The 21,570-nt window shown below is 58.1% G+C and carries 23 protein-coding genes; 14 read left to right on the forward strand and 9 right to left on the reverse strand.

What is annotated here, in order from left to right; genetic code table 11:
• Positions 1 to 106 precede the first annotated feature (106 nt).
• Together ibpB and AC1M2H_RS00075 are read left to right on the forward strand one after the other, a co-directional pair.
• Positions 107 to 535, forward strand: a complete 429-nt coding sequence (gene ibpB, locus AC1M2H_RS00070; RefSeq protein WP_480149853.1) for a small heat shock chaperone IbpB — start codon at positions 107 to 109, stop codon at positions 533 to 535.
• Positions 536 to 724: 189 nt separating this feature from the next.
• Complete coding sequence (locus tag AC1M2H_RS00075; protein WP_480149854.1) at positions 725 to 2,386, forward strand: putative transporter; 1,662 nt, start codon at positions 725 to 727, stop codon at positions 2,384 to 2,386.
• Here AC1M2H_RS00075 and AC1M2H_RS00080 read toward each other — a convergent pair.
• Entirely contained in the window at positions 2,333 to 3,085 is a 753-nt protein-coding gene (locus tag AC1M2H_RS00080) for a GntR family transcriptional regulator (protein ID WP_480152052.1), read from the reverse strand. The two genes, AC1M2H_RS00075 and AC1M2H_RS00080, sit on opposite strands and share 54 nt — an antisense overlap.
• Positions 3,086 to 3,400: 315 nt before the next feature.
• On the opposite strand from AC1M2H_RS00080, the gene AC1M2H_RS00085 reads away from it, so the two are divergent.
• The 5 genes from AC1M2H_RS00085 to AC1M2H_RS00105 all read left to right on the forward strand — a co-directional run bounded on the left by AC1M2H_RS00085 (position 3,401) and on the right by AC1M2H_RS00105 (position 7,650).
• Complete coding sequence (locus AC1M2H_RS00085; protein ID WP_480149855.1) at positions 3,401 to 5,023, forward strand: alpha-glucoside-specific PTS transporter subunit IIBC; 1,623 nt, start codon at positions 3,401 to 3,403, stop codon at positions 5,021 to 5,023.
• Positions 5,020 to 6,342 carry a 6-phospho-alpha-glucosidase gene (locus AC1M2H_RS00090; RefSeq protein WP_480149856.1) on the forward strand — a complete coding sequence of 441 codons (1,323 nt, stop codon included), beginning with the start codon at positions 5,020 to 5,022 and terminating at the stop codon, positions 6,340 to 6,342. The genes AC1M2H_RS00085 and AC1M2H_RS00090 overlap by 4 nt, the downstream gene beginning before the upstream one ends.
• Before the next feature lie 108 nt (positions 6,343 to 6,450).
• A complete protein-coding gene (locus tag AC1M2H_RS00095; RefSeq protein WP_426813707.1) occupies positions 6,451 to 6,798 on the forward strand; it encodes a YidH family protein in 348 nt (115 codons plus the stop codon).
• Positions 6,799 to 6,805: 7 nt separating this feature from the next.
• Positions 6,806 to 7,150 carry a DUF202 domain-containing protein gene (locus tag AC1M2H_RS00100; protein WP_480152053.1) on the forward strand — a complete coding sequence of 115 codons (345 nt, stop codon included), beginning with the start codon at positions 6,806 to 6,808 and terminating at the stop codon, positions 7,148 to 7,150.
• Positions 7,151 to 7,209: 59 nt separating this feature from the next.
• The gene (locus AC1M2H_RS00105; protein WP_480152054.1) at positions 7,210 to 7,650 is read left to right on the forward strand and encodes a regulator; all 441 of its coding nucleotides are present in this window, start codon (positions 7,210 to 7,212) and stop codon (positions 7,648 to 7,650) included.
• A gap of 7 nt (positions 7,651 to 7,657) precedes the next feature.
• Here the strand turns inward: AC1M2H_RS00105 and dsdA are convergent, their stop codons facing one another.
• Positions 7,658 to 8,986, reverse strand: a complete 1,329-nt coding sequence (gene dsdA / locus AC1M2H_RS00110) for a D-serine ammonia-lyase (RefSeq protein ID WP_480149857.1) — start codon at positions 8,984 to 8,986, stop codon at positions 7,658 to 7,660.
• A gap of 18 nt (positions 8,987 to 9,004) precedes the next feature.
• Positions 9,005 to 10,342, reverse strand: coding sequence for a D-serine transporter DsdX (gene dsdX / locus AC1M2H_RS00115; protein WP_480149858.1), 1,338 nt, complete (start codon positions 10,340 to 10,342; stop codon positions 9,005 to 9,007).
• 224 nt (positions 10,343 to 10,566) lie between these two features.
• On the opposite strand from dsdX, the gene dsdC reads away from it, so the two are divergent.
• The gene (gene dsdC, locus AC1M2H_RS00120; protein ID WP_480149859.1) at positions 10,567 to 11,496 is read left to right on the forward strand and encodes a DNA-binding transcriptional regulator DsdC; all 930 of its coding nucleotides are present in this window, start codon (positions 10,567 to 10,569) and stop codon (positions 11,494 to 11,496) included.
• Between the two features lie 70 nt (positions 11,497 to 11,566).
• Here the strand turns inward: dsdC and emrD are convergent, their stop codons facing one another.
• From emrD to AC1M2H_RS00145, 5 genes are all read right to left on the reverse strand, one after another.
• Positions 11,567 to 12,751, reverse strand: a complete 1,185-nt coding sequence (gene emrD / locus AC1M2H_RS00125) for a multidrug efflux MFS transporter EmrD (protein WP_480149860.1) — start codon at positions 12,749 to 12,751, stop codon at positions 11,567 to 11,569.
• Between the two features lie 175 nt (positions 12,752 to 12,926).
• Positions 12,927 to 13,760 (reverse strand): EamA family transporter, encoded by an 834-nt coding sequence (locus AC1M2H_RS00130; protein ID WP_480149861.1) that lies wholly within the window; start codon positions 13,758 to 13,760, stop codon positions 12,927 to 12,929.
• Positions 13,761 to 13,829: 69 nt separating this feature from the next.
• Entirely contained in the window at positions 13,830 to 14,276 is a 447-nt protein-coding gene (locus AC1M2H_RS00135) for a GNAT family N-acetyltransferase (protein WP_480149862.1), read from the reverse strand.
• 88 nt (positions 14,277 to 14,364) lie between these two features.
• Complete coding sequence (tisB, locus tag AC1M2H_RS00140) at positions 14,365 to 14,454, reverse strand: type I toxin-antitoxin system toxin TisB (protein WP_237372187.1); 90 nt, start codon at positions 14,452 to 14,454, stop codon at positions 14,365 to 14,367.
• A gap of 394 nt (positions 14,455 to 14,848) precedes the next feature.
• On the reverse strand, positions 14,849 to 15,043 hold the full coding sequence (locus AC1M2H_RS00145) for a hypothetical protein (RefSeq protein ID WP_480152068.1): 195 nt from the start codon (positions 15,041 to 15,043) through the stop codon (positions 14,849 to 14,851).
• Here AC1M2H_RS00145 and ivbL point away from each other — a divergent pair.
• From ivbL to ilvN, 3 genes are all read left to right on the forward strand, one after another.
• On the forward strand, positions 15,030 to 15,125 hold the full coding sequence (gene ivbL, locus AC1M2H_RS00150) for an ilvB operon leader peptide IvbL (protein WP_071844866.1): 96 nt from the start codon (positions 15,030 to 15,032) through the stop codon (positions 15,123 to 15,125). The genes AC1M2H_RS00145 and ivbL overlap by 14 nt on opposite strands.
• Before the next feature lie 101 nt (positions 15,126 to 15,226).
• Positions 15,227 to 16,915: an acetolactate synthase large subunit gene (ilvB, locus tag AC1M2H_RS00155; RefSeq protein WP_480149863.1), complete on the forward strand. Its 1,689-nt coding sequence runs from the start codon at positions 15,227 to 15,229 to the stop codon at positions 16,913 to 16,915.
• Positions 16,916 to 16,918: 3 nt separating this feature from the next.
• Positions 16,919 to 17,209, forward strand: coding sequence for an acetolactate synthase small subunit (ilvN, locus tag AC1M2H_RS00160; RefSeq protein ID WP_095102467.1), 291 nt, complete (start codon positions 16,919 to 16,921; stop codon positions 17,207 to 17,209).
• Between the two features lies 1 nt (position 17,210).
• On the opposite strand, the gene AC1M2H_RS00165 is transcribed toward ilvN, so the two are convergent.
• Positions 17,211 to 18,002 (reverse strand): DeoR family transcriptional regulator, encoded by a 792-nt coding sequence (locus AC1M2H_RS00165; RefSeq protein WP_480149864.1) that lies wholly within the window; start codon positions 18,000 to 18,002, stop codon positions 17,211 to 17,213.
• Between the two features lie 335 nt (positions 18,003 to 18,337).
• Between AC1M2H_RS00165 and rbsK the strand changes: the two genes are divergently transcribed.
• Genes rbsK through AC1M2H_RS00180 form a run of 3 tightly spaced genes read left to right on the forward strand, consistent with a single transcriptional unit; the run spans position 18,338 to position 21,566 of the window.
• Complete coding sequence (gene rbsK / locus AC1M2H_RS00170) at positions 18,338 to 19,258, forward strand: ribokinase (protein ID WP_480149865.1); 921 nt, start codon at positions 18,338 to 18,340, stop codon at positions 19,256 to 19,258.
• Positions 19,259 to 19,284: 26 nt separating this feature from the next.
• Entirely contained in the window at positions 19,285 to 20,601 is a 1,317-nt protein-coding gene (fucP, locus tag AC1M2H_RS00175) for an L-fucose:H+ symporter permease (RefSeq protein ID WP_480149866.1), read from the forward strand.
• 11 nt (positions 20,602 to 20,612) lie between these two features.
• Positions 20,613 to 21,566: an aldose 1-epimerase family protein gene (locus AC1M2H_RS00180; RefSeq protein WP_480149867.1), complete on the forward strand. Its 954-nt coding sequence runs from the start codon at positions 20,613 to 20,615 to the stop codon at positions 21,564 to 21,566.
• Positions 21,567 to 21,570 lie beyond the last annotated feature (4 nt).

The raw sequence follows: 21,570 nt of genomic DNA on the forward strand, positions 1-21,570 counted from the left end.
TGGGTCGCCCGCGCGGCCCGCTATTGAAACTTGCTCGCCGTCAGGGGGCAGATGCGGGTTATCAAACCTGCGGTATTCACTCGCTTCTTAGAAGGAGAAACACACTATGCGTAACTACGATTTATCCCCGCTGCTGCGTCAATGGATCGGTTTTGACAAACTGGCCAACGCTCTGCAAACCGCCGGTGAAAGCCAGAGCTTCCCGCCTTATAACATCGAAAAAAGCGACGATAACCACTATCGCATTACCCTTGCGCTGGCCGGTTTCCGTCAGGAAGATCTGGACATTCAGCTGGAGGGGACGCGCCTGAGCGTGAAAGGCGCGCCGCAGCAGGCGGACAAAGAGACGAAGTGGCTGCATCAGGGGCAGGTAAGCCAGGCCTTCAGCCTCAGCTTTACGCTGGCCGAAAATATGGAAGTCTCCGGAGCCACCTTCAACAACGGCTTGTTGCATATCGACCTCACCCGCAATGAACCGGAGGCGGTTGTCCCGCAGCGGATCGCGATTAGCGAGCGCCCGGCGCTCGACAGCTAATTTGGCAAGACCATCAAAGCCCCGATTCTGCGGGGCTTTTTTTTGCCCTCCCGCGCTGCAATGACCGCCAGAAATACCCGCTACGCGCTTGCGATGACCCGCTGATTATTGTGCGCCAGGCTGCATACAGGCCCGGAGGGTTGGGCCATAATCCCTGTCATTACTAATGTTATTCACAGGGAAAACACGATGAGTGATATAGCATTGACCGTCAGCGTCCTGGCGCTGGTTGCGGTTGTCGGATTGTGGATCGGCAATGTCAAAATTCGCGGCGTGGGTTTTGGCATTGGCGGCGTGCTGTTTGGCGGTATCATCGTCGGCCACTTTGTCGATCAGGCAGGCGTTACCCTCAGCGGCCCCATGCTGCACTTTATTCAGGAATTCGGCCTGATCCTCTTCGTCTATACCATCGGTATTCAGGTCGGGCCGGGGTTCTTCGCCTCTCTGCGCGTCTCAGGTCTGCGCCTCAATCTCTTTGCCATCCTCATCGTGATCCTCGGCGGTCTGGTGACCGCGGTACTGCATAAGCTTTTTAATATCCCGCTGCCGATAGTGCTCGGTATTTTCTCCGGGGCGGTCACCAATACCCCGGCGCTGGGCGCCGGGCAGCAGATCCTGCGCGACCTTGGCGTGCCGCTCGATATGGTAGATCAGATGGGGATGAGCTATGCCATGGCCTATCCGTTTGGCATTTGCGGCATTTTGCTCACCATGTGGCTGGTGCGCCTGTTCTTTCGCGTCAACGTCGACAAAGAGGCGCAACAGTTTGATGAGAGCAGCGGCAACGGCCATGCGCTGCTGCAGACGATTAACGTTCGCGTTGAAAACCCTAACCTGAATAATATGGCGATTCAGGACGTACCGATGCTCAATAGCGACAGGCTGATCTGTTCGCGCCTGAAGCGCGATGAGCTGCTGATGGTCCCGGCTCCCGGCACGCTGATCCAGACCGGAGACCTGCTGCATCTGGTGGGGCGCCCGGAGGATTTACACAATGCGCAGCTGGTGATCGGCAAGGAGGTTTCCACCTCGCTTTCCACTCGCGGTACCGACCTGAAAGTTGAGCGGGTGGTGGTGACCAGCGAGAAGATCCTCGGCAAGAAAATCCGCGATCTCAACTTTAAGCAGCGCTATGACGTGGTTATCTCGCGGCTTAATCGCGCCGGCGTGGAGCTGGTGGCCAGCAGCCATGCCAGCCTGCAGTTTGGCGATATTCTTAACCTGGTCGGGCGCCCGGAGGCGATTGACGCGGTTGCCGCCGAGCTGGGTAACGCGCAGCAAAAACTGCAGCAGGTCCAGATGCTGCCGGTATTTATCGGCATTGGTTTAGGGGTGCTGCTGGGCTCTATCCCGCTGTTTATTCCCGGTTTTCCCGTCGCGCTTAAGCTGGGGCTGGCCGGCGGGCCGCTGATTATGGCGCTGATCCTCGGGCGAATCGGCAGCATCGGCAAGCTGTACTGGTTTATGCCGCCCAGCGCCAACCTTGCGCTGCGCGAGCTTGGGATCGTGCTGTTTTTGGCGGTGGTTGGTCTGAAGTCGGGTGGTGATTTTATCCTGACGCTGACTCGCGGCGACGGCCTGAACTGGATAGCCTACGGTATTTTCATCACCGGCATTCCGCTGCTGACGGTGGGTATTCTGGCGCGAATGCTGCTGAAGATGAACTATCTGACCCTCTGCGGCATGCTGGCCGGTTCTATGACCGATCCGCCGGCGCTGGCTTTCGCCAACAACCTGCACGCCACCAGCGGCGCGGCGGCGCTGTCGTATGCCACGGTCTATCCGCTGGTGATGTTTTTACGCATCATCACCCCGCAGCTCCTCGCCGTGCTGTTCTGGGGGATAGGCTAACGGGCCATCGAGGTGGACGCGGCGCAAATGGTAGTCCACCTGATACACGCTGGCGTTGCGAAACATAACCGAGTAATTGAGAAATTCGCCGCTGTCGCTGTAGGAGAGCGAGGTGACACGCAGCAGCGGCGTCTGCTCCGGCACGTTCATTGACTGCGCCAGCTGCCTGTCCGCCAGCACCGGAGAGAGGCTCTCGTAGTTACCGCTTATCGTTAGCCCGCACTCCTTCTCGATGTAGTCAAATTTTGACCCCTCCAGATGCACCAGCGACAGATTACGAAACAGTTTTACCGGCATATAGCTGTCTTCCAGCATCAGGGGCTTCCCATCAACGTAGCGCACGCGTCGCGAGAAATAGATCCGCTCGTTAATCTGAATCCGCAGCTGGCTGGCAATCGCCGGTGGGGCGGGCATTACCTCGAAAACCAGTACCTGACTGACCACCTCTTTCCCCTGCTGGCGCAGCACTTCGGCGAGGCCGGTAAGGTTGGTCGTTTCGTGGTGCAGGTCTTTGCGCGCGACGTAGGTGCCGCTTCCGTGCCGCCGCACCACCAGCCCCCAGTTCACCAGCAGGTCGATGGCTTTGCGAATGGTCATCCGCGCGACGCCAAACTCCTGCGCCAGCTTTTTCTCTCCCGGCAGAGGGCTGCCGATGTTGAAATCCGATGAATTGAGCCGCAGACGCAATCTTTCCGCAATCGATTTTTAGATCACCAGTAGACCTCTATTTCAGTAACAGAGGTGATTATCAAACCTCTGTTTCGTATTAAAAAACATTAAATTACATGCGTATATGCTGATTTTTTTTCAGCCCCATGTTGGGTGGAATTGTTGTTGTCTATTTTTTATTAAAAAAGTAGACAACATTGCGGTTATTAAAACCATGAAAGCGATCACGAATCGCACCGACATTGCATGTTGGATGATGGGTAAATTCCTATTCTCGCTTTAGGCCGATACTCAACACAAATAAGGCCTCTCTTACCCTACTGGTTGTTAAATGAGGATTTTAAAATGCTCAGTCAAATACAACGTTTTGGCGGTGCCATGTTTACCCCGGTTTTACTGTTTCCGTTTGCCGGGATCGTGGTCGGAATAGCCATTATGTTACGCAACCCGATGTTTGTCGGTGAAGCGCTTACGGCTCCCGATAGTTTATTTGCGCAAATTGTTCACATTATTGAAGAGGGCGGCTGGACGGTATTTCGTAATATGCCGCTGATTTTCGCCGTCGGCCTGCCGATTGGCCTCGCTAAACAGGCGCAGGGCCGGGCCTGCCTGGCGGTGCTGGTTAGCTTCCTCACCTGGAACTACTTCATCAACGCGATGGGGATGACCTGGGGCCACTTCTTCGGCGTCGACTTCTCCGTCGAACCTACCGCCGGCAGCGGCCTGGCGATGATTGCCGGGATTAAAACGCTGGATACCAGCATCATCGGCGCGATCGTTATTTCCGGCTTCGTGACGGCGATCCATAACCGCTATTTTGATAAACCTCTCCCGGTTTTCCTCGGTATTTTCCAGGGCTCCTCGTTTGTCGTTATCGTGGCGTTCCTGGCGATGATCCCCTGCGCCTGGCTGACGCTATTGTGCTGGCCGAAAGTACAGATGGGTATTGAATCTCTGCAGGCGTTTTTACGCTCGGCCGGGGCGCTCGGGGTTTGGGTTTATATTTTCCTTGAACGGATCCTGATCCCAACCGGCCTGCATCATTTTGTCTACGGTCCGTTTATCTTCGGCCCGGCGGTGGTGGAGGGCGGCATTCAGATGTACTGGGCGCAGCATCTGCAGGAGTTCAGTCAGAGCACCGAGCCGCTGAAGGCCCTGTTCCCGGAAGGCGGCTTCGCCCTGCACGGCAATTCGAAGGTCTTTGGATCGGTGGGGATTGCGCTGGCTCTCTACTTCACCGCCGCCCCGCAAAATCGCGTCAAGGTTGCCGGGCTGCTGATACCGGCCACCCTGACCGCCATGCTGGTCGGCATTACCGAACCGCTGGAGTTCACCTTCTTGTTTATCTCTCCGCTGCTGTTCGCCGTGCACGCCGTGCTGGCGGCGACGATGGCGACGGTGATGTATATGTGCGGCGTGGTGGGCAACTTCGGCGGCGGTCTGCTGGATCAGTTCCTGCCGCAGAACTGGATCCCGATGTTCCATAACCACGCGTCGATGATGTTTATTCAAATCGGCGTCGGGGCGTGCTTCACCGGCATCTACTTCGTTATCTTCCGCACCCTGATCCTGCGCCTCAACCTGAAAACGCCGGGCCGCGAAGAGAGTGAAATCAAGCTCTACAGCAAGGCCGACTACCAGGCGGCGCGCGGCAAAACCAGCGCCGCAGGCGCGACGGAGGCCAAGCTCGGCCAGGCCGCAGGCTTCCTGCAGGCGCTCGGCGGGGCGAGCAATATCGAGAGCATCAATAACTGCGCCACCCGCCTGCGTATCACGCTGGTCGATATGGCGAAAACGCAAAGTGACGACGTCTTTAAAGCGCTGGGCGCCCACGGGGTGGTGCGGCGCGGCAACGGGATTCAGGTCATCGTCGGCCTGCACGTTCCTCAGGTTCGCGACCAGCTTGAAACCCTCATCAAAGATTCTCTACAGACCGAACAAAACACCATGACGGAGGCAGTATCATGAAAAAATTCTCAGTTGTTATCGCAGGCGGTGGCAGTACCTTTACCCCGGGCATCGTATTAATGCTGTTGGCGAATCAGGACCGTTTCCCGCTGCGGGCGCTGAAATTTTATGACAACGACGGCGCGCGGCAGGAGACTATCGCCGAAGCCTGTAAAGTCATTCTCAAAGAGCAGGCGCCGGATATTGAGTTCAGCTACACCACCGACCCGCAGGCGGCGTTTACCGACGTGGATTTCGTGATGGCGCATATTCGCGTCGGTAAATATCCGATGCGTGAAAAAGATGAAAAAATCCCCCTGCGCCACGGCGTGCTGGGCCAGGAAACCTGCGGGCCTGGCGGCATTGCCTACGGAATGCGTTCGATCGGCGGCGTGCTGGAGCTGGTGGACTATATGCAAAAATATTCGCCGAACGCGTGGATGCTGAACTACTCCAATCCGGCGGCCATCGTGGCAGAGGCGACCCGCCGCCTGCGTCCGAACGCGAAAATCCTCAACATTTGCGATATGCCGATCGGTATTGAAGGGCGGATGGCGCAAATCGTCGGCCTGAAAGACCGCAAGCAGATGCGCGTGCGCTACTACGGCCTTAACCACTTCGGCTGGTGGACGTCGATTGAAGATCTGCAGGGTAACGATCTGATGCCAAAACTGCGGGAATATGTCGCTAAATATGGCTATGTTCCGCCATCTAACGACCCGCATACCGAAGCGAGCTGGAACGATACCTTTGCCAAGGCAAGAGACGTGCAGGCGCTGGACCCGGACACCATGCCGAACACCTACCTCAAGTACTATCTGTTCCCGGACTATGTGGTTGCGCACTCCAACCCTGAGCGCACCCGCGCAAACGAGGTCATGGATCATCGTGAGAAAAACGTCTTCAGCGCCTGCCGGGCCATTATTGCCGCCGGTAAATCATCTGCCGGCGATCTGGAGATCGACGAACACGCCTCGTACATCGTTGACCTCGCGGCGGCGATCGCCTTCAACACCCAGGAGCGCATGCTGCTAATTGTGCCGAATAATGGCGCCATCCATAACTTTGACGCCGACGCGATGGTTGAAATTCCGTGCCTGGTTGGCCATAACGGGCCGGAGCCGCTGACGGTTGGCGATATCCCGAACTTCCAGAAAGGGATGATGGGCCAGCAGGTGGCGGTCGAAAAACTGGTGGTCGATGCCTGGGAACATCGCTCCTACCACAAGCTGTGGCAGGCCATTACGCTGTCGAAAACCGTGCCGAGCGCCTCCGTCGCTAAAGCGATCCTCGACGACCTGATTACGGCCAATAAAGAGTACTGGCCAGAGCTGCGCTAATCCCTCCCTCTAACCGGCATCCGTTGGGTGCCGGTTCTTCCCTCTTCCCCTGTTCGCGATGAATTACGCTATGCTGGAGCCTGGCCGTGGCACGAACAAGGAACCCTGATGAAAATCTCCCGCGTCGGCGAAGCGCCGGATTACCGCTTTTCACTCGCCAATGAACGTACTTTTCTCGCCTGGATCCGTACGGCGCTGGGCTTTCTCGCCGCCGGCGTTGGCCTCGATCAGCTGGCGCCCGACTTTGCCACGCCGCTGATTCGCGAAGCGCTGGCGCTGCTGCTGTGCCTGTTTGCCGGCGGCCTGGCTATTTACGGCTATCTGCGCTGGCTGAGTAATGAAAAGGCGATGCGTCTGAAACAGGACTTGCCCTATACCCGGACCCTGCTGGCGATCAGTATTCTGCTGATGATTGTGGTCGTGGTGGTGATGGGACTGGTGCTCTACGGTGGATAGGCGGCGGATGCGGCGGGAGAGCGATCCGGGCCTGCAGCCGGAGCGCACGTCGCTGGCCTGGTTTCGCACGCTGCTGGGCTACGGCGCGCTGATGGCGCTGGCTATCAAGCATAACTGGCACAGCGCGGGGGCGCTGTTCTGGCTGTCGATTGCCGTGCTGGTTGCCGTAGCCATTATGCTCTGGCGCTATACCCGCAGTCGCAACCTGATGGATATCAACGAGAGCGATTTCGCACACTCCCGGGCGATACGTGACAAATTTTTGATCTCTCTCGCAGTGCTTTCGCTGGCGTTAATGTTTGCTGTAACTCATCTACGGCAGATTGTTTTATTCATTAAGGATGTGACATGACAGGACGTTGCCACAGCAGGAGTGCCGCAGAGAGGGAGCTGAAGGTACTGGACGTCAATATTTATCGCCATCACTGCCAGAGTCCGCGGCAATATTATCACCAGCTACGCCAGCAGGGCGTTTCAGCGATCCGCTTTGTTCCGCAGCTTCAGCCGGAAGATGCCGAATCCTGGGGGGAGTTCCTGTGCGCGGTTTTTGCTATCTGGGTACGCGAAGATATCGGCCGGATCCTGGTGTTGCCCTTTGAGAGCGCCCTGCGTGGCTGGTGTGGTGAACCGGTACGTCCCGCCGACGCGCCGGTTACGTCGGATTGTCGCGACTGCCCGTGGCTGAGGTTATGCGGCGGTGATTGCCCGCCGCCGGATGCGGGCAAGGGGCAAAACCCGCTGTGCGCGGGCTATCGCCAGTTTTACAGCATGAGCGCGCCCTATATGCGTGTCATGCGTGATCTACAAAACCAGCAGCGGTCGCCCGCCGAGCTGATGCCGCTGCTGCGCTAACGGCGGGCTAGCGCCCCTTCGCCAGGTACTGCGCCATCTCTTCTTCCGGCACCATGCCGCCGCCGGTGGCCCACACCAGGTGGGTGGCGTTCTGCATCTGCTCCGGGCTAAAGCCGTGCATCTGGCGGTAAGTTTCGCTTGCGCAAACGTGCTGCGGCCCGGCCATGCCCGCCAGCGCCGACGGCTCGAGGCGGATATTTTCAGCCTGCGCCAGCCAGCCCAGCATGTCGTACATCGTCTGGTCGTCGAGGGTGTACAGACCATCCAGCAGACGCTCCATCGCCCGACCGACGAATCCCGACGCCCGGCCAACGGCGAGCCCGTCGGCGGCGGTCAGGTTATCAATACCTAAATCCTGGACCGCAATCGCGTCGTGCAGTCCGGTATAAATCCCCAGCAGCATACAGGGCGAGTGGGTCGGTTCGGCGAAGAAGCAGCGCACGTGGTCGCCGAAGGCCAGCTTGAGGCCAAACGCCACTCCGCCAGGGCCGCCGCCAACGCCGCACGGCAGATAGACGAACAGCGGATGATCGGCATCGACCGCGCGGCCCTGTTGAGCAAACTGGGCCTTCAGACGCTCGCCGGCAACGGCGTAGCCGAGGAACAGCGTGCGCGAGTTTTCGTCGTCGATAAAGAAGCAGTTAGGGTCTGATTCGGCGGCTTTACGCCCCTGCTCAACCGCCACGCCGTAATCCTGATCGTACTCCACCACCGTCACGCCATGGCTTCGCAGCTTCGCTTTCTTCCACGCCCGGGCATCGGCGGACATATGCACGGTGACCTTAAAGCCGATGCGCGCGCTCATGATGCCAATCGACATGCCGAGGTTGCCGGTGGAGCCGACGGCGATGCTGTAGCGGCTGAAAAACTGTTTAAACTCGGGCGCCAGCAGCCTGCTGTAGTCGTCCGCGGGGGTGAGCAGTCCGGCCTCCAGCGCCAGCTTTTCCGCGTGGGTCAGCACCTCGTAAATGCCGCCCCGCGCTTTAATTGAGCCGGAGATCGGCAGATGGCTGTCCTTTTTCAACAGCAGCTCGCCCGCCACCGGCTGCGCAAATTCCTGCTCCAGCCGCGCCTTCATGGCCGGGATCGCCACCAGCTCGGATTCGATAATCCCGCCGGTAGCCGCGGTTTCCGGGAAGGCCTGCGCCAGATACGGCGCAAAGCGATCGAGGCGGGCGCGAGCGTCCTGGACGTCTTCACCGGTCAGGCCGACGTAGGGTAAACCCTCGGCCAGAGAAGTGGTGGCCGGGTTAAACCAGGCGGTTTCTTTCAGGGCAATCAGCTCCTTCAGCAGAGGAAACTGTGCGATTAAAGTGGTCATGTCAGCGTTTTTCATATTACGTCTCTTTGGCGCTCAGATGATGAAAGAAAGCAGGGACGTGCAGGCCAGCGCAAGTAAGGATGCGATAAATGTGGCCGTTGTATAGTATTTGAACGTCTCGTTCAGGCTCGCTCCGCAGTATTGTTTGACCAGCCAGAACAGGGAATCGGTGACGATCGTGCAGCCAATGGCGCCGGAACCGATGGCAATGGCGATGATCTCCGGACTTACACCGGGATAGAGCGGCAGCATCGGGGCAACGATGGCGGTAGCGCCCATCATCGCGACGGTGGCTGAGCCGACCGCCGCGTGGAGGATCAGCGCCACCAGCCAGGCCAGCAGGATGGGGTGCATATGCATGTTCGACAGAATCACTGCCAAAGAGTCGGCCAGGCCGCTGCTTTTCAGTATGGCGTTGAACGCGCCGCCGGCGCCGATAATCAGCAGAATATTGGCAATCGAGCCGAAGCCGTTTTCGGTATGAGTCAGCAGCACGCTCATCCCGAGATTCTGGCGGATGCCGAGGATGTAGTAAGCCACGAAGACGGCAATAAACATGGCGGTGATCGGGTTACCGATAAACTCCAGCAGCATGTACAGCGTGCTGCCTTTGGTCATATTCAGCTCGGCAACGGTTTTTACCAGCATCAGCGCGATAGGCAGCAGGATGGTAAAGAGCGTGGCGCCAAGGGATGGCAGCGTCTCTTCCTGACGGACTTCCATGTTGGAAAACTCGGCGGGAACCGGCTTAAACGGCAGGCGGTCGCCGAGAAGCTTAAGGAACAGCGGGCCGCCAACCAGCGAGGCCACCAGCCCGACCAGCAGGCCGTAGACAATGACCGTGCCGATATCGGCGCCGAGCTTATTGGCAACGAACAGCGCGGCCGGATGCGGCGGGACCACGCAGTGGACGGCCATCAGCGCGGTACACAGCGGAATAGCCAGCTTCAGCAGCGAGGTGCGGGTCTTTTTGGCGATGGAGAATGCCAGCGGGATCAGCAGCACGACGCCAACTTCCACAAACAGCGTAATCCCGCAAATCAGGCCGACCAGCACCATAATGACGTCAACTGAAAGCCAGCGGCAGCGCTGGAGCGTCAGGCCGATACGCTCTGCGGCGCCGGAGACCTCCATCATTTTGCCCAGAATGGTGCCGAGGCCGATGACCGCCGCAAGGAAGCCCAGGGTGCCGCCAATCCCGCTTTCAATGGCGTTTACCATATCCAGCGGGCTCATCCCCATCATTGCGCCGACAAAAAAGCTGGCTAACAGCAGCGCCAGGAAGGGATGAAACTTCAGTTTGACGATAGTTAACACGATCAGCTCGATGCTTATCAGCAGCGTGCTCACAACCCAAATCTGCGACTCCATACCCCACCTCGCCTGTGAATAATCTGCGCTTATTGAACGGAAAAACGCCACCGGCTGACAAACGATATAATTGCTCCTTCAGATGAATCAGATTGAATCAAACTAGTGATTAACGTCTAAAAATGGCGGAATTTTGCGCCATGAATCACTTTTATTCATCTTTAAAACGGCGGACGGCGGCTCGTTTCTTTACAATCAGCGGTAATAAATAGGGGAGACGGAAGATGGATGCGCTAAAAGAGAGAGGTAACCGGCTGCTTAACGGCTGGCAGCTGTCAAAGCTCTATACCTTTGAGGTGGCCGCGCGGCACGAGTCCTTTGCCCTGGCGGCGGAAGAGCTGTCGTTGACGCCCAGCGCGGTGAGCCACCGCATGAACCAGCTTGAAGAGGAGCTGGGGATTCAGCTGTTCGTGCGCTCGCACCGCAAGGTGGAGCTCACCCATGAGGGCCGGCGGGTGTTCTGGGCGTTGAAGTCATCCCTCGATAGCCTGAATCAGGAGATCCTGGATATCAAAAACCAGGAGCTGTCCGGCACCCTGACGGTCTACTCGCGGCCGTCGATCGCTCAGTGCTGGCTGGTTCCGGCGCTGGGCGACTTTACCCACCGCTATCCGTCGATCTCGCTGACCGTGTTGACCGGCAACGATAACGTTAATATGCAGCGCGCCGGCATCGACCTGGCTATCTACTTTGACGATTTGCCGTCATCGCGGCTCAGCCACCACTTCCTGATGGACGAGGAGATTGTGCCGGTATGCAGCCCGGACTATGCGCGCCGGCACCAGCTGCAGCAGAATCCCGATAACCTCCAGCACTGCACGCTGCTGCACGATCGCCAGGCCTGGAGCAACGACTCCGGCACCGACGAGTGGTTTAGCTGGGCGCAGCAGTTTGGGGTTAATATGCGGCAATTGTCGGGGATTGGCTTCGATCGTTCCGACCTGGCGGTGATTGCGGCGATGAATCACGTCGGCGTGGCGATGGGGCGAAAAAGGCTGGTGCAAAAGCGGCTGGAGAGCGGGGAGCTGATCGCACCGTTTGGCGAGATGACGCTGAAATGCCACCAGCACTACTACGTGACCACGCTGCCGGGCCGCCAGTGGCCAAAAATCGACGCCTTTATTAACTGGCTGCAGAGCCTGGCGCAGGCATAAGGCATAGCGGCGGGATGGGGAACCCGGGCGGGACGCCTTGCGTCGCGGCCCGGGGAGAAAAGCGAAAGCCCTAAACCGGCTGCTGATGGCGGCTAAAGCGCGACGCCAGCGGCAGCCAGCACAGCATAATCAGCAGCCCCATCAGCATCATCAGCAGGCCGAGGCTGCCCTGGCCGGTCTGCGGCATCATGGCCGAGAGCCAGGCCAGGACGCCGGAACCGATATTCTGCAGGCCGCCAACCAGCGCGCCGGCGGTACCGGCGAGGAACGGGAACGGCTCCATTGCGCCGCTGGTTGCCAGCGGAAACAGCATGCCGGCGCCGAAGAAGAACAGCGCGGCGGGCACCAGCAGCGTCCAGACGGTCATGACGCCCATCAGCCCCGGCACCCACATCATAATTCCCGCCAGCAGGCAGCAAATCACCGATTGCCACATCAGCGTCGGGAAGCGCCTGTTCGGCCGTCCGGCGAACCAGGCGCCGAAGAAGGCCGCCGGGATCGGCAAAATAAACAGAATACTGACCGCCATGCTGCTTAAGCCCAGCACGGCGCCCATCAGCACGCCGGAGCAGGCCTCAAAAACGGCAATTCCCGCGAGGCCGCCAATCAGCATCAGCAGATAGCAGTTGAACGCGCCGTTGCCAAAAAGCGTGCGGTAGCTGGTGGAGAGGCGGGTGCGCGGCGCGGCGGCCGGGCGGGTTTCCGGCATCCAGCGCGCCATGCTAAAGGTCACCGCGGCGCACAGCACCAGCAGGAAGGCGTAGCAGGCGCGCCAGCTCCACAGCGTATTGAGGATCCCGCCAAGCAGCGGCGCCAGCAGCGGGCTGACCAGAATACCCATATTCAACAAGCTGTTGGCATGCCTTAGCTGCGCGCCTTCGTACAGATCGCGCGGCAGGGTTCGCGCCATGACGCCGCCGACGCCGGTGCCCATTCCCTGAATCGCGCTGGCGGCAATCAGCACCGTCAGGCTATGGGTGGTGATGGCGATCAGCGTTGCCAGCATAAAGATAGACATCCCGACCAGAATCACCGGGCGCCTCCCGACGCGGTCGGAGAGCGGCCCGTAAAAGAGCTGGGATACGCCGTAGGTCAGCAAATAGGCCGCCATCACGCTCTGCACGGCGCCTTCGCGGGCGTTGAGCGAGACGGCCATGTCGGCAATGGCCGGAATATATATGGTCTGCGCCATCTGGCCAACGGCCACCAGCACGACCAGCATCAACAACAAATTGAAGTTCTTATGCCGTTTCATGTCGATGAATACTTTGTGAGTAGAGGATAATAAAGAATATGTGACTGGCACATCCCGAAAACGATGGAGGAATCTACCACATAAAAATGACAGAACAACCACCCGGCGGCGATTGTCGGGGAATTAAAGGCAGGTTTTGTAAACAATCATCGGCAACTAATGTTGCCATGATGCGCTAAGAGAGGCGCAGCAGGATCGCGCCGGCGGCGATGCCGCAGGCGGCAACGATGCGCAGCGCCATAACCCGCTCTTTGAGCAGGACAAAGGCGATGAGCGCGCCGAACAGAATTGAGGTTTCACGCAGCGCGGCCACGACCGCCAGCGGCGCCTGGGTCATGGCCCACAGCGCGAGGCCGTAGGAGCCCATCGTACTGGCGCCCCCGAGCAGCCCCTTGCGCCAGTGCTGGCTCAGATAGCGGCTAACCTCCCGCCGGCGGGTGACCAGCGACCAGGCCAGCAGGCTGCAGCCGTTCATCAAAAAGGACCACAGCGTGTAGCCCAGCGCGGAACCGGATAGCCTGACGCCGGTGCCGTCAACCAGCGTATAGCCGGCAATAAAGCAGGCGTTAATCAGCGCCAGCACCACGCCGCGCCGCGAGCTGGCCCGCCCGTTGTAGGCCATCGCCAGGATCGCCAGGCAGATGACCCCAATGCCTGACCACGCCAGAGGAGAGAGGCGATCGCCGAGAAACACAACGCTAATTATCGCCACCAGCAGCGGCGCCGTGCCGCGCATCAGCGGGTAGGTCTGGCTCATGTCCGACACCTGGTAGGTTTTGGCTACCAGTACGGTGTAAACCACCTGAAGGGCGCTGGAAAGCAGCAGATAGGGCGCGCTGGCGAGGGACGGCTGCGGCGCGAAGGGCAGCAGCAGCAGGGCAACGATCGCCGCCGAACCGCTCACGCTAATTGCCGCGTACATCTTATCGCCGCTGGCTTTGACGATCGCATTCCAGCTAGCGTGCAGCAGGGCGGCGAACAACAGAATGCAGAAAACGTTTATCGTCATGAGGGCGGAGCACCGTGGTGGCGTGGTGATGAAACTGTAACATGCGCTTTTTCACCCAGCCAGAGATGGCTACAGCGAGCAGAACAGACGATGCGTCACCCGCGGCTCATCGTAAACCGGACGGAATCCCAGGCTTTCATAAAACGGCCACGCCGACGACGGCGCGTGGGTATTGAGGAAATCGAACCAGGTGCCGGAGTGGGTGATAACCGCCGCCAGCAGCTGCTGCCCGACGCCCTGGCGACGGTAGCGTTCGCCGATGTACAGGTGGCGAATGCGCCCGGCCCGCGGCTGCTGGCTGTAGGCGTCAACGTTCAGCCCGCAAACGCCCACCAGCTCTCCTCCACAGAAGGCCCCGAGCAGCTTTTCTCCCGGCGCGTTAAAGCGGTTCTCTCCGCTTTGCCAGTTCTCCGCCAGGCGGCGCAGCATATTAAAGTGCTGGGCGAGGCTTTCGCTACGCAGGGCGAGAAATCCGGCGTCGTCCGGCGTGGTGGCGGCAATCAGCAGCGGTGGCATACGTTTCTCCATCAGTCAGCGCAGGTTAAGGGAGACTGCCTGTAGAGGGGCGGTTGCCCGCCCCTCCCAGGTGCGGCCTGAACCTGAATCAGCGGAACTGTTTCAGGACAGCATCAAGCAGTTGCAACGCGGCAACCATGAGTTTCAGGATAAGCAGGATAATATCCATCGTGCCCATACGCGTCTCCTCGGTAAAGGAGCACAGCCGGCTGGCGTACCTTTCCGCCGCCTGTTGCCAGCCAGGATCTACGCCGCTGCCTGAACACGTTGCCGTGCCCGAAAGACATTAGCGTATTTGTTGACGTAACACAGTGTGCTCTTTCAGGGTTAAGGCGCTGACGGCACCACCCGTTTCAGCCAGGACTTGATTGCGCCGGTAAACATGCGGCCCCCGAATGGCACAGAGTGAACGCTTTCAGTATAAGCATATACTGTATAAATAAACAGTATTTTTCTCGACAAAAATCCACCGCCGATCCATACTCTATTTTATGAAAAACCGTGGCTAAAATTGCGTGAACTGCCGTGAACGCGTATACTTTTGCCGTTGATGTAATACAGTGTGCTTGCGGTTACCAGCCGCAAAATGCTGAAAGAAAAACCTCGCTGCGGCGGGGTTTTTTGCTTTTTCCCGCCGGGTTAAAAAATTGTGATCCTCCGCGCAAATCTCCGCGGTTGAAAATAAATCCGTTGTTTAATGGCCGCGGCTGTGTTTGTATAAATTCAGCTAATTTTTCGACACAAAGGCCCCTAATGAACGCTTCCATGCTGACTTCGACCCTACTAAAAACCGCGCCTGCCGCGGTGGTCGTCGTGCGTGTGGTGGTCGTCGTCGGCAATGCGCCGTAGGGTCCGGAACAACACGATTCCAAACCCCGCCGGCGCAAACCGAGCGGGGTTTTTTTTCGACCCTCGCCCGGTAGGTCGGCTCAGAATAAAAGGACTGGAGCATGGCAAGTTCGGGCACAGCATCACAGAAAATGCGCTTCACCGGCGCGCAGTTAGTTGTTCATTTACTGGAACGTCAGGGGATCACCACGGTAACGGGTATTCCGGGCGGCTCCATTCTTCCGGTCTACGACGCGTTAAGCCAAAGCAAGCAGATTCGCCATATCCTGGCGCGTCACGAGCAGGGGGCCGGATTTATCGCCCAGGGCATGGCGCGTACCGAGGGCAAGCCGGCGGTGTGCATGGCCTGCAGCGGCCCGGGGGCGACGAACCTGATCACCGCCATCGCCGACGCGCGCCTGGACTCAATCCCGCTGATCTGTATTACCGGTCAGGTGCCGGCCTCAATGATTGGCACCGATGCGTTCCAGGAAGTCGATACCTACGGCATCTCTATCCCCATCACCAAACACAACTATCTGGTTCGCGACATCGCCGAGCTGCCGCAGGTGATGAGCGACGCTTTTCGCATTGCGCAGTCCGGGCGTCCGGGGCCGGTGTGGATAGATATTCCTAAGGACGTGCAGAGCGCGACCATCGAACTGGAGGCGTTGCCCGAGCCCGGCGTTCGCGCGGCGGCGCCTGAGTTTGACGGCGCCAGCGTACGCGAAGCGGCGGCGATGATTAATGCCGCTAAGCGCCCGGTGCTCTACCTGGGCGGCGGGGTGATTAACGCTCCGGAGCAGGTTCGCCAGTTGGCGGAAAAGGCCAGCCTGCCGACCACCATGACCCTAATGGCGCTGGGCATGCTGCCAAAGGCGCACCCGCTGTCGCTGGGTATGCTCGGCATGCACGGCGCGCGCAGCACCAACTTTACGCTGCAGGAGGCTGATTTACTGATCGTGTTAGGCGCGCGTTTTGATGACCGGGCGATTGGTAAAACCGAGCAGTTCTGCCCGAACGCGAAGATTATTCACGTCGATATCGACCGCTCCGAGCTGGGTAAAATCAAGCAGCCCCACGTGGCTATCCAGGGGGATGTCGCCGAGGTTCTGGCGCAGCTGATCCCGCAGGTTGAAGCGCAGCCGCGCGACGAATGGCGTCAGCTGGTCGCCGATCTGCAGCGTGAATTCCCGTGCACCATTCCGCAGCAGCAGGACCCGCTCTCTCATTATGGCCTGATTAATGCCGTAGCCGCCTGCGTGGATGATGAAGCGATTATTACCACCGACGTGGGCCAGCATCAGATGTGGACCGCGCAGGCCTATCCGCTGAACCGCCCTCGCCAGTGGCTGACCTCCGGCGGCCTGGGCACCATGGGCTTTGGCCTGCCGGCGGCGGTGGGCGCAGCCCTGGCGAACCCGCAGCGGAAGGTTATCTGCTTCTCCGGCGACGGCAGCCTGATGATGAACATTCAGGAGATGGCCACCGCCGCTGAAAATCAGCTCGACGTAAAAATCATTCTGATGAACAACGAAGCGCTGGGCCTGGTGCACCAGCAGCAGAGCCTGTTCTATCCGCAGGGGGTATTTGCCGCCACCTATCCGGGGATGATTAACTTTATGCAGATTGCCGCCGGCTTCGGCCTGCAAACCTGCGACTTAAATCACGAAGCCGATCCGCAGGCGGCGCTGCAGGCGATTATTGACCGCCCCGGCCCGGCGCTGATTCATGTGCGAATCGATGCCGCAGAAAAAGTTTATCCGATGGTACCGCCGGGTGCGGCAAATACAGAAATGGTGGGGGAATAAACCATGCAACAGCAGACTCATGACAACGTTATTCTGGAACTCACCGTACGCAACCACCCTGGGGTCATGACCCACGTTTGCGGCCTGTTCGCCCGTCGCGCCTTCAACGTGGAAGGCATCCTCTGCCTGCCGATTCAAAACAGCAATCAGAGCCGCATCTGGCTACTGGTCAATAACGATCAGCGCCTCGAGCAGATGATCAGCCAGATCGATAAGCTGGAGGATGTCGAGAAGGTAACGCGCAATCAGTCCGACCCTTCCATGTTCAATAAAATCGCCGTCTTTTTTGAGTGAGCTAGTCGCTCGACGCATCCGGCGTGATGACTTTTACCGACCCGTTCCGGCAGTGCAGCGCGTAGTCTGCCGGTAGAGGGCGATCGCTGATCAGGACATCAAAGGCCGACAGCGGGGCGATGCTGGCGGGCGCGACGTCATCGAACAGCCCGTAGCGGGCGAGCAGGATTTTGCGTAACCCGCGATCCAGCGCCTTGCGCTTAGTGGTGAGATCGTCGGGGTTAAACCAGCTCACGCCGAAGTGTTCGTGCACGCCGCTGGCGGAGATAAACACCTTCCGCGGATTCAGCGAATCGAGAGCCGAGGGGTTGCTGGCATCATAAAAGGCATCGCTCTTGGCCCGGTAGGTGCCGCCGCAGAGGATGGCGGTGGCGTTAGGCTTTTCATTCAGCGCCATAAACACCCGGTGCGAGTAGCAGATTCCGGTAAAGGTAATGTCGTCCGGGATCATGCCGATAACCAGCGGCATCTCGCTGCCGTTATCAAAAAAGACGAGGTCGTTTTCGCTGACCAGCCCGGCGGCGAGGATGGCGACGGACAAATCGTCCCGGTGATGGGGGCTTTTGCCCGCCGGCGCAGCGCTGGCCGAAGGCGACGAGGGTTTGTTCACCATCACCACGTAGCCGCCCAGCAGCGTCAGCGGTAGCGGTTGGTCACTCTCGAGGCTGAGATCCCGACGAATGGTCATTACCGACACTTCCAGCATCCGCGCGGCTTCTTTAAGGTGGATGCGGTCAGTTTTCTTGAGCAGCTCCATCAGACGCCGGATACGTTCTTTTTGCTTTGTTTCCATTCACCTTCTCCGCAGGTCCGGGTAAAAATGTTCCTTTAGTAACATTTATCGTTCATCGAAACATTCCGCATTCACACTACTATACTGTGGGCTATCGAGAATTAAAAGCGGGGAAGATCGCGTCTTGTTAATTATAAATATACTATTTTCAATATCTTATTTTAATATCCCGCATTTTACGCCCAACGCCTATACCGAGCGGCTGAACAGGGGTGGTTGTTAAATAAACAGACTGTGATTCTGCAATCGCGATCCTGGTCACAAATGATACTAAAGTAACATGATAATGTTACTATAATATCATTGTTATGTGATTGTTTCTAAGAGGTAGTAAAATGGATATCGCGGTTATCGGCTCAAATATGGTGGATCTGATCACCTACACCAATCAGATGCCAAAAGAGGGGGAAACCCTCGAGGCGCCCTCTTTTAAAATTGGCTGCGGCGGTAAAGGCGCCAACCAGGCCGTCGCGGCAGCCAAGCTTAATTCTAAAGTCCTGATGCTGACCAAGGTCGGGGACGACATCTTCGCCGATAACACGATTCGCAATCTGGAGTCCTGGGGCATTAATACGACCTATGTTGAAAAAGTCCCCTGCACCAGCAGCGGGGTGGCGCCGATTTTTGTCAACGCCAACTCCAGCAACAGTATTCTGATTATTAAAGGCGCCAATAAGTTTCTCTCCCCGGAGGATATCGACCGTGCCGCCGAAGATTTAAAAAAGTGCCGGCTGATTGTGTTACAGCTTGAGGTACAGCTGGAGACGGTATATCACGCCATTGAATTTGGTAAAAAGCACGGCATCGAAGTGTTATTAAATCCGGCGCCGGCGCTGCGTGAATTAGATATGTCCTACGCCTGCAAGTGCGATTTTTTCGTCCCCAATGAAACCGAGCTGGAAATATTAACCGGACTACCCGTCGATAGTTACGATAATATTCGCGCCGCCGCTCGCAGCCTCGTGGAAAAAGGGCTGAATAATATTATCGTGACTATGGGTGAGAAAGGTGCGCTATGGATGACGCGCGATCGGGACGTGCACGTTCCGGCGTTTAAGGTCAGCGCGGTTGATACCAGCGGCGCCGGCGACGCCTTTATCGGCTGTTTTGCGCATTACTACGTCCAGAGCGGCGATGTTGAAGCCGCGATGAAAAAAGCCTCGCTCTTTGCCGCCTTCAGCGTCACCGGCAAAGGTACCCAGTCGTCTTATCCCAGCATTGAGCAATTCAATGAATATCTGGCGTTAAACGAATAACCCTCTGCACTGTAAAAGGTAGCACTATGAACGATAAAAACATCGTTCAGATGGCCGACGGCTATCTGAATAAAACCCCTCTGTTCCAGTTTATTTTGTTATCCTGTTTATTCCCGCTATGGGGATGCGCTGCGGCATTAAATGATATTTTAATTACTCAGTTTAAAAGCGTATTTGCGCTGAGCAACTTTGCCTCGGCGCTGGTGCAAAGCGCCTTTTATGGCGGTTATTTTTTAATTGCCATTCCGGCTTCGTTAGTGATTAAAAAAACCAGCTATAAGGTGGCGATTTTAACCGGCCTGACGCTTTATATCGTCGGCTGTACGCTCTTTTTCCCGGCCTCGCACATGGCAACCTACACCATGTTCCTGGCCGCGATTTTCGCCATTGCCATCGGCCTGAGCTTCCTTGAGACCGCGGCGAACACCTACAGCTCAATGATCGGTCCGAAAGCGCAGGCGACGCTACGCCTCAATATCAGCCAGACCTTCTATCCGATTGGCGCCGCGGCCGGCATCCTGCTGGGCAAATATTTGGTCTTCTCCGATGGTGAAAGCCTGGAAAAACAGATGGCGGGCATGAACGCCGAACAGATCCATAACTTTAAAATCCTGATGCTGGAAAACACTCTTGAGCCCTACAAGTACATGATCATGGTACTGGTGGTGGTGATGGTGCTGTTCCTGCTGACCCGCTTCCCGACCTGCAAAGTGGCGCAGACGGCGAACCATAAGCGTCCGTCGGCGCTGGATACCCTGCGCTACCTGGCGAAAAACGCCCGCTTTCGCCGCGGGATTATCGCCCAGTTTCTCTACGTCGGGATGCAGGTCACCGTCTGGTCGTTCACCATCCGCCTGGCGCTGGAGCTGGGCGATATCAACGAGCGTAATGCCTCAACCTTTATGGTCTACAGCTTCGCCTGCTTCTTCATCGGCAAGTTTATCGCCAACATCCTGATGACGCGCTTTACGCCGGAAAAAGTGCTGATTATCTACTCGGCGATCGGCGCGCTGTTCCTCGCCTACGTGGCGCTGGCGCCAAGCTTTAGCGCGGTGTACGTGGCGGTGCTGGTGAGCGTCCTGTTTGGACCCTGCTGGGCAACCATCTATGCCGGAACCCTCGACACGGTTGATAACGAGCATACCGAAATGGCCGGAGCGGTGATTGTGATGGCGATTATCGGCGCGGCGGTGGTGCCGGCGATTCAGGGCTACGTCGCGGACATGTTCCACTCTCTGCAGGTGTCGTTCCTCGTGCCGATGCTGTGCTTCATCTACGTGGGCGTCTACTTCTGGCGCGAGTGCAAAGCGCGCCGCGCCCTGACCGAAGCGACGGCCTCCTGAGGAGAATCATTATGACGACACGTTTAACCCTATGGCGTCAGCTGTTTACCGAGCATCCTCGCGTCCTGCTGGCAAACGATGCCTTTACGGTCATCGCGTTCCGCTACGCCAGCGGCGTAGAGGGCCTGCGGGTAGAGAACTCGCGCGGCCACCTGGTTATTCTGCCCTGGCTGGGGCAAATGATCTGGGACGCGGAGTTCGATGGTCACGATCTGACGATGCGCAATATGTTCAGCGAGCCGAAGCCGGCGGCGGAAGTGGTGGCCACCTACGGCTGCTTCGCCTTCCACTCCGGGCTGCTGGCGAACGGCTGTCCTTCGCCGGAGGATACGCATCCGCTGCACGGCGAAATGGCCTGCGCCGCGATGGATGAGGCCTGGCTGGAGCTGGGGGAGGAGAGCCTGCGGGTAACGGGACGCTACGAATACGTGATGGGCTTCGGTCATCATTATCGCGCGCAGCCCGCGGTGGATCTGCATAAAGGGAGCGCGCTCTTTGATATTCACATGGCGGTCACCAACCTCGCCTCCGTCGCGATGCCGCTGCAGTATATGTGCCATATGAACTATGCCTACGTGGCCGGGGCCTGCTTTAGCCAGAATATCCCCGACGACGCCCTCGCGCTGCGCGAGTCGGTACCGGCCCACGTGCGGCCGACCGAGCGGTGGCTGGCGTTCAACCGGCGCATTCTGCAAGGGGAGGCATCGCTGTCCGCGCTGAACGAGCCGGACGACTACGACCCGGAAATCGTCTTTTTCGCCGATAAGCTGGATCGCTACACCGACAGGCCGGAATTTCACATGACGGCCCCGGATGGCACCACGTTTATCACCCGCTTCTCCAGCGCAGAGCTGAACTATGTGACCCGCTGGATCCTCTATAACGGCGATCAGCAGGTGGCGGCTTTTGCGCTACCGGCCACCTGTCGCCCCGAAGGATTCCTGGCGGCGCAGCGTAACGGCTGATCTG

The sequence above is a fragment of the Klebsiella sp. F11 genome (assembly GCF_056712265.1).